The following is a 9888-nucleotide window of genomic DNA, read 5'->3' as shown; positions in this document are numbered from 1 at the left end:
GCAGTGGCTCCCTCCTCCGCCTTGCGATGCACGGCACCAGACGCCACTCCCTGATCCAGCCTGATCCAAACGAAAGACCCTAGTCCCGCAGGTCCTCCAGCCGGGCCAGCTCGTCGCGCAGCGACTCCCGCTCCTCGGCGGTGAGCCGGACCCCATCCGCCCGGGCCAGGGCGGACGCGGCGGTCTCCGGGTCGCCGAGCCGCCCGGCGACGTCCGCGCGCAGGACGAGGAGGCGGAACAGCTGTACGGGCGTGGGCCGTTCGTCCGGCAGGTCCAGCGCCCGGTCGATGAACTTCGCGGCGCCCGCCGGGTCGTCCCTGGAGTCCGCGAAGAGGGACGCGTAGTGCAGGGCCCGGGCGAAGGTCTCCGTCGGGGCGGGCCGGTGGTTCAGGTCGTCGGAGACGGGCGTGCCGACGCGGACGCAGTTGCCGCCCGGGTCGGTCATCAGGAACTGGCGCATGCCGTGCGAGGTGTCCTTCACCGGGCCGATGCGCGGGAGTCCCCGCGTCGGGACGCGCCCGTACGCCGCCTTCAGTCCGGCACGGAACGCCGCGTGCAGCCCGTCGACGTCGTCGGTCACGACGTAACACGTGCTGTACGACGCGGCCGGGTCGTACTGCCTCATCGCGAAGAAGTGGAGCTCGATGCGGCCGCGCTCGACGGCCGCGTACGGATTGGGGCTCTTCTGCTGGAAGGTGACGCCGAAGCCGAGCGCCGCGTAGAAGTCGAGGACCGGCTGAAGGGTCCGGCAGGGCAGCATCGGAATGGTCTTCTCGTCCATGCCCGCCACTCTAGTCAAACTTGATTAGTCAGGGGGAGGGGTTTTCCCGGACCACCGCACCTCGCCCGTGCCGAGCACCACCGTCGCCCGGACCCGCATCGGTCCGTCGCCGCGCCGGGACAGGACCGCCACCTCGACGACCCGCGCCGTCAGGGGCCCCCACGCGCCGAGCCGGTCCGCGCACTCGGCCGTCACGCGCCGCGGGTCCCGGGTGCGGCCCAGGCTCAGGTGCGGGGTGAAGCCCCGGTGCGGGCCGCGGCACTCGGGGAAGCGCCGCTCCAGGGCCTGGCGCAGGTCCGCCCAGGGCCGGGTGCCCGCGGCTGCCGGGTCCAGCCACACCGTGGCGCCCGCCCGGTGGCGGAACGTACGGATCCCGGCCAGCCGTGCCCCGAACGGCTCGACGCCGGCCGCCGCCGAGGAGAGCAGCGGCGCCGCCCGTCCGAAGTCCTCCTCCGGGACGAACCCGAACAGCAGGTTCACATGCGGCGGCCAGCGGTGGATCTGCGGGTCGTGGTCCCGGCGGACGGCCTGGAGCGGCGGCCACAGCTCCGCGGGCGGCAGCCAGGCCACCGCAGTGCGGGGTGTGGGCCGCGCGGCGAGCGCCCGTACCCGGCCGGCGCCGGTCGCGCCGAGCCGGTCCAGACCCGTCCTGCGGTCCCACACCACCTCGCCGTCGGCCTCGAAGAACAGCACCCGGTGCCAGGGGATGTCACCGCCCGGTACGAAGCCGGTCAGCGGGACCCGCCCGGGGCCGGCCTCCCGCAGGCGGACGCCGATGACGAACCGGGCGGGGTCGAACCGCGGGTCCCACAGCACCCGGTGGTAGATCTCCTCGCTGGTGTGCACGCCTCCACCGTGCTCCCGTCAGCCGTCCAGCGCGATCGCGTTCTTCGCCCGCCCCATGGACTCCTCGGAGGCGGGCCTGCCGGGGTTCTCCGTGGCCAGGGCCTGGTTCGCGGTGACGAAGGGCCGCATGCGCGACTCGTACGCGGTGAAGGCCGCCGCGTGGTCGCCGCCCGCCCCCGCCAGCGCGTCCGCCAGGACGTGGGCGCCCACCAGCGCCAGACTCGTGCCCTGCCCGGACAGGGGGGAGGGGCAGTAGCCGGCGTCGCCGAGCAGCACCGCCCGGCCCCGGGACCAGCGGTCCAGGTGGACCTGGGCCATCGCGTCGCAGTAGAAGTCGGGCGCCTCCTGGGCGGCCTTCGCCAGCCGGGCGCCCTCCCAGCGCAGTGCGGCGAGCCGCGCCACGATCAGCGCCTTCAGGTCCGCGTCCCGGGGGAGCGGCGCGGACTCGAACCCGAACGCGACCCGCAGCTCGCGATTGCCGCGTACCGGCATGATGCCGAACCCCGCCTCGCCGTCCCGCAGCCAGAGCTGCCAGTCCTCCAGGCCGAGGAAGTTGTCCGCGGTGAAGACCGACAGGTAGCTGCCCAGGTGCCGGACGTGGTCGTCCTCCGGGCCGAAGGCCAGCCGCCGGACCGTCGAGCGCAGCCCGTCCGCGCCGACCACCAGGTCGAAGCGGCGTGACGGGGCGAGCGCGAAGTCCGCGACCACCCCGTCGGCGTCCTCGGTGAGCGCGGTGACGCTGTCGCCGAAGACGTACTCCACGCCGCCGCCCGTACGCGCCCGGTCGTGCAGCAGCCGGGTCAGGTCGTCGCGCAGCACCTCGATGTCGTCGCCGTCGAGCCGGCCGCTGCTCAGCGCGTACTCCGTCGAGCGGTCGATCTCCGTGCCGTCCGCGTCCAGGACCGACATGCCGCGTATCCGGGTGCGGACCTCCCGCGCCTGCTCCAGGACGCCGATCCGGTCGAGCACCTCCAGGGCGACGCCCCGCACGTCGATCGCCTGGCCGCCCGCCCGCGGCCCCGGGGCGCGCTCGACGACGGTGGGCGCGAAGCCCCTGCGGTGGAGCAGGTGCGCGAGGGCGGATCCGGCGATACCGGCACCGGAGACAAGTACGGACTGCATGGTCCAGCTCCTTTCGATACGGTGTACGCCACTGAATGTACGGCGTACACACAACCCTGCCAAGCGCGCTCGACACGCGCCTAAGCACCGCCCTGTACTAGGTCAGAGGGTGAACAGGGCCGATCGCCGCTGCTAGGGTCTGCCCTAGTACAGGGCCGTCGGCCCGGCGAAGGAGGCGGAAAAAAAACATGACGCGACCCCCCGGGGACCAGCCCCCCTACCTCCGCATCGCCGCCGACATCCGGCGGCGCATCACCGACGGCGACCTCCGCCCGGGCGACCGCGTCCCCTCCACCCGGCAGATCGCCCAGGAGTGGGGCGTGGCCCTCGCCACCGCCACCAAGGCGCTCACGGCGCTCCGCCTGGAGGGCGCCGTCGAGGCCCGCCCGCGCGTGGGCACCGTGGTCGCCGGAGCGCCCGGCGGGCAGGAGGCGCCCGCCGGGCGCGAGCGGGCCGCCACCGCCGCCGAACCGGAGCTCACCCGGGCCCGCGTGGTCCGGGCGGCCATCGAGATCGCCGACGCCGAAGGACTCGCCGCCCTCTCCATGCGCGGCATCGCCGCCCGCCTCGGCGTGGCCGCCATGTCCCCGTACCGGCACGTCGGCAGCAAGGACGAGCTCGTCGCCCTGATGGCGGACGCCGCGTACGGCGAGGTCGGGCACCCGGCCGAACCGCCGGAGGGCTGGCGGGGACGGATGGAGACCGGGGCGCGCGCCCTGTGGGAGGTGTGCCGGCGGCACCCGTGGGTCGCCCAGATCGGGCCGCTCAGCCGCCCGCTCGTGCTGCCGAACCTGATGGCGCACGGTGAATGGGTGCTCGGCGCGCTGGCGGACAGCGGCCTGGACGCCCGGACCCGGTTCGACATCCACTTGCTGATCTACACCTACGTCCAGGGCATCGCCGTCCACCTGGAGCGCGAGACCCAGGCCCTGGCCGCCACCGGCCTCACCGAGGACGAGTGGATGGCGGGCCAGGAGGCGGCGATGCGCGAGGTCGTCACCTCGGGGCGCTACCCGGCCCTCAGCCGCACCCTCATGGAGTTCGAGGACGGCTACGACCTCGACCTCGACGCCCTCTTCGAGTTCGGCCTCGGCCCCCTGCTCGACGGGATCGGGCGCATCGTCAACGGGGCGCCACGACCGGCGTGATCAAATATGCCCGTCATACGGACGACTGGGGTGGGGGCCATGGGCAGGGGCGCGGCGGAGGAACGGCCGGAGGACGGGTCGTCGGTGTCCGACGAGGAATGGGCGCGCTTCCTCCGCGAGGCGGGTGAGGGCCACGGGGCGGACGCGCCCAAGGAGCCGTCGGCCGACGAGCGGGAGCGGCGCGCCGGGCGCACCGCCCGCCCCGCGCAGCCCGAGGGCTGGCGCACCGGCCCGGCCTGGCGGGAGCCCGACGGCCGCGCCACCCGGCGCAGGCGCTGGACCGGCGCCCTCGGGGTGCTGCTGGCGGCGGGGCTCGTCGTCGTCGCCGTACGCCCCGAGCTGGTCACCGACCGGTTCGGCGGCACCGGCCACGCCGAGGCCACCGCGCCCCTGGCGGGCGCGGGCGCCGGTGACGTCCCCACGCTCAAGGAGCCCTTCCGGGGCTCGCCCGCCGCCGGCTGGGCGGACGGCGCCGACGGCATCGAGGTGCCCGGGGCGGAGGCCGTCGCCGGGATGACCAGGCAGCAGGTCGCCCAGGCGCTGGACAACACCAAGAAGCTTCTGGTCGCCGCCAACCTGGACCCGGCGACCCTCCGGGGCGAGCACCCCCGGGCCGCGCTGGACCTGCTGGACCCGCTGCAGCCGAGCGGCCGCGGCGCGCTGGAGAAGGCCCTGGCCGACCCCGGCCCGGACAGCGACCCCCTGTGGCTCTTCAGCCGCTTCGACCCCTCCGAGGTCGTTCCGGCGGGTGACGTGGTGAAGGTCCGGGGCACGCTGACGTACGGGAAGGGCGAGCGCGCCGGCGAGATGCGGGTGCACGCCGACTACACGTTCGTCTACCCGGTGGTGAAGGCGGCGCCCGGCTCCACGGAGGTCGCCCGGACCGTCGTGCGCCGCCAGATGACCCTCGCCCTGCACGACCCCGTGACGTTCCGCGCCACGCCCGGCAAGCTGTCGGTGCTGCGCATGGACGAGAGCGCCGGCAACGACGACTGCTCCCGCGCCCACGACGGCTTCCTGCACCCGCGGTTCACCTCGGACCTCCTGGCGGGCGAGGACGGCGGTGGCACCGGCAAGGCGTTCGACCCCTACGACCGCACCAAGCCGCTCGCCGAGCAGCCCGACTGGTGCGGCACGGTCAGCCGCACCTGACGGACGCGCCCGAAGGAGCCCGGAACCCGGGCCTCCGCGTGCCGTGGTTTGACGCGGGAGCCCGCCGGGGTAATCTCTTCGGCTCGATTGGCGTCGGCATGGCCCCGTATGGCAGACTGTCCGGGTTGCTCGGTTGAGTGCCGATGCTGCGCGCCTCCCGCCGGGAGGACCGGAAGCGAGTCCCACAGTACTCGTCGCCCCATGCGTTGTACCGAGAGGTGCAGGGGCGGACGTACGGGAATCTTCCGGGAAGTGTCAGCGGGGCGCCGACCAGGCACCCGGTGGGTGTTCCGCCCCCGACGCTCTTCACAGAGCACAGCGCGGTCCTCGGGCCCGCACCCCCTCAGCTGGGAAATCCTTCGGGAGAGCTACGTGGAGGGGATGCGACACGCCCGACCGCGTGGGTCGGAGGAGGAGCTGCGATTCCCAGGCCGTGAGGCCCAGGAGGAGCGGCCCGCCAGGTTCCAGAGCGTTACGAGAGACAGGACTACTGAGTAGCCATGGCGGGACAGAAGATCCGCATCCGGCTCAAGGCCTACGACCACGAGGTCATCGACTCGTCGGCGAAGAAGATCGTCGAGACGGTGACGCGCACTGGTGCGTCGGTCGCGGGCCCGGTGCCGCTGCCCACTGAGAAGAACGTGTACTGCGTCATCAAGTCGCCGCACAAGTACAAGGACTCGCGCGAGCACTTCGAGATGCGCACGCACAAGCGCCTCATCGACATCCTCGACCCCACGCCGAAGACGGTTGACTCGCTGATGCGTCTCGACCTGCCGGCCGGCGTCGACATCGAGATCAAGCTCTGAGGTGACGCGCGAGATGGCTAAGAACATTAAGGGCGTCCTGGGCGAGAAGCTCGGCATGACCCAGGTCTGGGACGAGAACAACCGGGTTGTCCCGGTCACCGTCGTCAAGGCCGGGCCCTGCGTCGTCACCCAGGTCCGCAGCAACGACACCGACGGCTACGAGTCGGTCCAGATCGCCTTCGGCGAGATCGACCCGCGCAAGGTGAACAAGCCCCTCAAGGGTCACTTCGCCAAGGCCGACGTCACCCCGCGCCGCCACCTGGTGGAGATCCGCACCGCTGACGCCTCCGAGTACACGCTCGGCCAGGAGATCACCGCTGAGGTCTTCGAGGCGGGCGTCAAGGTCGACGTCACCGGCAAGAGCAAGGGCAAGGGCTTCGCCGGTGTCATGAAGCGCCACAACTTCCGTGGCCTGGGCGCCGGACACGGTACCCAGCGCAAGCACCGCTCGCCCGGTTCCATCGGTGGCTGCGCCACCCCGGGCCGTGTGTTCAAGGGCCTCCGCATGGCGGGCCGCATGGGCAACGAGCGGGTCACCACCCAGAACCTGACCGTCCACGCCGTTGACGCGGAGAAGGGTCTGCTCCTGATCAAGGGTGCGGTTCCTGGTCCGAACGGCGGCCTCGTCCTGGTCCGTACCGCGGCCAAGGGGGCCTGAGGTAACCGATGAGCACCATTGACATCCTTTCGCCGGCAGGCGACAAGGCCGGGACCGTCGAGCTCCCCGCGGAGATCTTCGACGCCAAGACCAGCGTTCCGCTGATCCACCAGGTCGTCGTCGCCCAGCTGGCCGCTGCCCGTCAGGGCACGCACAAGACCAAGACCCGTGGCGAAGTCCGCGGTGGTGGCAAGAAGCCGTACCGCCAGAAGGGCACCGGCCGCGCCCGTCAGGGTTCGACCCGTGCGCCGCAGTTCGCCGGCGGTGGCGTGGTCCACGGCCCCGTGCCGCGTGACTACTCGCAGCGCACCCCGAAGAAGATGAAGGCCGCCGCCCTGCGCGGTGCCCTCTCGGACCGGGCGCGTCACTCCCGCATCCACGTCGTCACCGGCGTGGTCGAGGGCGAGGTCTCCACCAAGGCCGCCAAGACGCTGTTCGGCAAGATCTCGGAGCGCAAGAACCTGCTCCTGGTCGTCGAGCGCGCCGACGAGGCCGCGTGGCTGTCCGCCCGCAACCTGCCCCAGGTTCACATCCTGGAGCCGGGCCAGCTGAACACGTACGACGTGATCGTCTCCGACGACGTGGTCTTCACCAAGGCCGCCTTCGAGTCCTTCGTGTCTGGCCCCAAGGCCGATGACAACGAGGGGAGCGAGGCCTGATGGCCGAGATCACCAGCAAGACCTTCTCCGACCCGCGTGACGTTCTCGTCAAGCCGGTCGTCTCCGAGAAGAGCTACGCGCTGCTCGACGAGAACAAGTACACGTTCATCGTGGCGCCGACCGCGAACAAGACCCAGATCAAGCAGGCCGTCGAGTCGGTCTTCTCGGTCAAGGTCACGTCGGTGAACACGATCAACCGCCAGGGCAAGCGCAAGCGCACCCGCACCGGTTTCGGTAAGCGCGCCAACACCAAGCGCGCCATCGTGACCCTTGCTGAGGGCAACCGTATCGACATCTTCGGCGGTCCGACCGCCTGACGGCGGTCTGGATCGTCCGAATATCGGACGAGGACTGAGAAATGGGTATCCGCAAGTACAAGCCGACGACTCCGGGCCGTCGTGGCTCCAGCGTCGCCGACTTTGTCGAGATCACGCGGTCCACGCCGGAGAAGTCGCTGGTCCGCCCCCTGCACAGCAAGGGCGGCCGTAACAACACCGGTCGTGTGACCGTCCGTCACCAGGGCGGTGGCCACAAGCGCGCCTACCGCGTGATCGACTTCCGTCGTCACGACAAGGACGGCGTGCCGGCCAAGGTCGCTCACATCGAGTACGACCCCAACCGCACCGCGCGCATCGCGCTCCTCCACTACGTGGACGGCGAGAAGCGCTACATCATCGCTCCGCGTGGCCTGAACCAGGGCGACCGGGTCGAGAACGGCCCCGGCGCCGACATCAAGCCCGGCAACAACCTGGCCATCCGCAACATCCCGGTCGGTACCACGATCCACGCGATCGAGCTCCGTCCCGGCGGTGGCGCCAAGTTCGCCCGCTCCGCGGGTGCCTCCGTGCAGCTGCTCGCGAAGGAGGGCCAGATGGCCCACCTGCGCATGCCGTCCGGCGAGATCCGTCTCGTCGACGTCCGCTGCCGCGCCACGATCGGCGAGGTCGGCAACGCCGAGCAGTCGAACATCAACTGGGGCAAGGCCGGCCGCAAGCGCTGGCTGGGCGTCCGCCCGACCGTCCGCGGTGTGGCGATGAACCCGGTTGACCACCCGCACGGTGGTGGTGAGGGCAAGACCTCCGGTGGTCGCCACCCGGTCTCCCCGTGGGGTCAGAAGGAGGGTCGTACTCGTTCTCCCAAGAAGGCGAGCAACAAGTACATCGTCCGCCGCCGCAAGACGAACAAGAAGCGCTAGGAGCGGGTTTAGATGCCGCGCAGTCTCAAGAAGGGGCCCTTCGTCGACGACCACCTGATCAAGAAGGTGGATTCGCAGAACGAAGCCGGCACCAAGAACGTCATCAAGACCTGGTCCCGCCGCTCGATGATCGTCCCGGCCATGCTCGGCCACACGATCGCGGTGCACAACGGCAAGACCCACATCCCGGTGTTCGTCACCGAGTCGATGGTCGGCCACAAGCTCGGCGAGTTCTCGCCGACGCGCACCTTCCGGGGTCACGTCAAGGACGACCGGAAGTCGAAGCGCCGCTAAGGCGGGGTGGAATCGACTATGACTAACACCGAAGGGACAACCATGGAAGCCAGGGCCCAGGCGCGGTACATCCGCGTCACGCCCATGAAGGCCCGCCGCGTGGTGGACCTCATCCGTGGCATGGACGCCACGGAGGCTCAGGCGGTCCTGCGTTTCGCCCCGCAGGCCGCGAGCGTGCCGGTCGGCAAGGTGCTGGACAGCGCCATCGCCAACGCCGCGCACAACTACGACCACACGGACGCCTCTTCGCTGTACATCAGCGAGGCGTACGTCGACGAGGGCCCGACCCTGAAGCGGTTCCGTCCGCGTGCCCAGGGCCGTGCCTACCGGATCCGCAAGCGGACCAGCCACATCACCGTGGTCGTCAGCAGCAAGGAAGGAACCCGGTAATGGGCCAGAAGGTAAACCCGCACGGGTTCCGGCTCGGCATCACCACCGACTTCAAGTCGCGTTGGTACGCCGACAAGCTGTACAAGGACTACGTCAAGGAAGACGTCGCCATCCGTCGGATGATGACGTCCGGCATGGAGCGCGCCGGCATCTCGAAGGTGGAGATCGAGCGCACCCGTGACCGCGTGCGGGTGGACATCCACACCGCTCGTCCCGGCATCGTCATCGGCCGCCGTGGCGCCGAGGCCGACCGCATCCGCGGTGACCTCGAGAAGCTCACGGGCAAGCAGGTCCAGCTGAACATCCTCGAGGTCAAGAACCCCGAGGTCGACGCTCAGCTCGTGGCCCAGGCCGTGGCGGAGCAGCTGTCCTCCCGCGTCTCCTTCCGCCGTGCCATGCGCAAGAGCATGCAGTCGGCCATGAAGGCGGGCGCCAAGGGCATCAAGATCCAGTGTGGTGGCCGTCTCGGCGGCGCCGAGATGTCCCGCTCGGAGTTCTACCGCGAGGGTCGTGTGCCGCTGCACACGCTGCGCGCGAACGTCGAGTACGGCTTCTTCGAGGCCAAGACGACCTTCGGCCGCATCGGCGTGAAGGTCTGGATCTACAAGGGCGACGTCAAGAACATCGCCGAGGTCCGCGCCGAGAACGCTGCTGCCCGTGCGGGCAACCGCCCGGCCCGTGGTGGCGCTGACCGCCCGGCCGGCCGCGGTGGCCGCGGTGGCGAGCGTGGCGGACGCGGTCGCAAGCCGCAGCAGGCTCAGGCTGCCGAGGCCCCCAAGGCCGAGGCTCCCGCCGCCGCTCCGGCTGCTGAGAGCACCGGAACGGAGGCCTGAC

Annotated in this window: 13 protein-coding genes; 10 read left to right on the top strand and 3 right to left on the bottom strand. The window is 71.1% G+C overall.

The genetic code is table 11. The features are described from left to right. Nucleotides 1–79: 79 nt before the first annotated feature. From EIZ62_RS12920 to EIZ62_RS12910, 3 genes are read right to left on the bottom strand one after another with little or no spacing between them, the layout of a single operon-like run. Nucleotides 80–781 carry a bleomycin resistance protein gene (locus EIZ62_RS12920; protein WP_156692840.1) on the bottom strand — a complete coding sequence of 234 codons (702 nt, stop codon included), beginning with the start codon at nt 779–781 and terminating at the stop codon, nt 80–82. A 24-nt stretch (nt 782–805) separates the two neighbouring features. Beyond that, nucleotides 806–1627 carry an RNA repair domain-containing protein gene (locus EIZ62_RS12915; RefSeq protein WP_156692839.1) on the bottom strand — a complete coding sequence of 274 codons (822 nt, stop codon included), beginning with the start codon at nt 1625–1627 and terminating at the stop codon, nt 806–808. Between the two features lie 18 nt (nt 1628–1645). Continuing rightward, nucleotides 1646–2749, bottom strand: a complete 1104-nt coding sequence (locus tag EIZ62_RS12910) for an FAD-dependent monooxygenase (RefSeq protein ID WP_156692838.1) — start codon at nt 2747–2749, stop codon at nt 1646–1648. A 188-nt stretch (nt 2750–2937) separates the two neighbouring features. On the opposite strand from EIZ62_RS12910, the gene EIZ62_RS12905 reads away from it, so the two are divergent. From EIZ62_RS12905 to rpsC, 10 genes are all read left to right on the top strand, one after another. After that, on the top strand, nt 2938–3897 hold the full coding sequence (locus tag EIZ62_RS12905) for a TetR/AcrR family transcriptional regulator C-terminal domain-containing protein (protein WP_156692837.1): 960 nt from the start codon (nt 2938–2940) through the stop codon (nt 3895–3897). 39 nt (nt 3898–3936) lie between these two features. Then, nucleotides 3937–5049 carry a hypothetical protein gene (locus EIZ62_RS12900; RefSeq protein WP_156692836.1) on the top strand — a complete coding sequence of 371 codons (1113 nt, stop codon included), beginning with the start codon at nt 3937–3939 and terminating at the stop codon, nt 5047–5049. Nucleotides 5050–5549: 500 nt separating this feature from the next. After that, nucleotides 5550–5858, top strand: coding sequence for a 30S ribosomal protein S10 (gene rpsJ, locus EIZ62_RS12895; protein WP_003948644.1), 309 nt, complete (start codon nt 5550–5552; stop codon nt 5856–5858). Between the two features lie 13 nt (nt 5859–5871). Next, complete coding sequence (gene rplC, locus EIZ62_RS12890) at nt 5872–6516, top strand: 50S ribosomal protein L3 (protein ID WP_064070111.1); 645 nt, start codon at nt 5872–5874, stop codon at nt 6514–6516. A gap of 8 nt (nt 6517–6524) precedes the next feature. Beyond that, a complete protein-coding gene (gene rplD / locus EIZ62_RS12885; protein ID WP_064069951.1) occupies nt 6525–7175 on the top strand; it encodes a 50S ribosomal protein L4 in 651 nt (216 codons plus the stop codon). Next, complete coding sequence (gene rplW, locus EIZ62_RS12880) at nt 7175–7492, top strand: 50S ribosomal protein L23 (RefSeq protein ID WP_156692835.1); 318 nt, start codon at nt 7175–7177, stop codon at nt 7490–7492. The genes rplD and rplW overlap by 1 nt, the downstream gene beginning before the upstream one ends. 41 nt (nt 7493–7533) lie before the next feature. After that, nucleotides 7534–8370, top strand: coding sequence for a 50S ribosomal protein L2 (gene rplB, locus EIZ62_RS12875; protein ID WP_156692834.1), 837 nt, complete (start codon nt 7534–7536; stop codon nt 8368–8370). 12 nt (nt 8371–8382) lie between these two features. Then, entirely contained in the window at nt 8383–8664 is a 282-nt protein-coding gene (rpsS, locus tag EIZ62_RS12870) for a 30S ribosomal protein S19 (RefSeq protein ID WP_031076666.1), read from the top strand. A gap of 42 nt (nt 8665–8706) precedes the next feature. Continuing rightward, on the top strand, nt 8707–9054 hold the full coding sequence (gene rplV / locus EIZ62_RS12865) for a 50S ribosomal protein L22 (protein WP_030685471.1): 348 nt from the start codon (nt 8707–8709) through the stop codon (nt 9052–9054). Further along, nucleotides 9054–9887: a 30S ribosomal protein S3 gene (gene rpsC, locus EIZ62_RS12860; protein ID WP_147987684.1), complete on the top strand. Its 834-nt coding sequence runs from the start codon at nt 9054–9056 to the stop codon at nt 9885–9887. The genes rplV and rpsC overlap by 1 nt, the downstream gene beginning before the upstream one ends. Nucleotide 9888 lies beyond the last annotated feature (1 nt).

The organism is Streptomyces ficellus (assembly GCF_009739905.1).
GTDB classification, from domain to species: Bacteria; Actinomycetota; Actinomycetes; order Streptomycetales; family Streptomycetaceae; genus Streptomyces; species Streptomyces ficellus_A.
The sequence above is the reverse complement of the archived record's forward strand: the minus strand, read 5'-3'. Positions and strand labels throughout refer to the sequence as shown.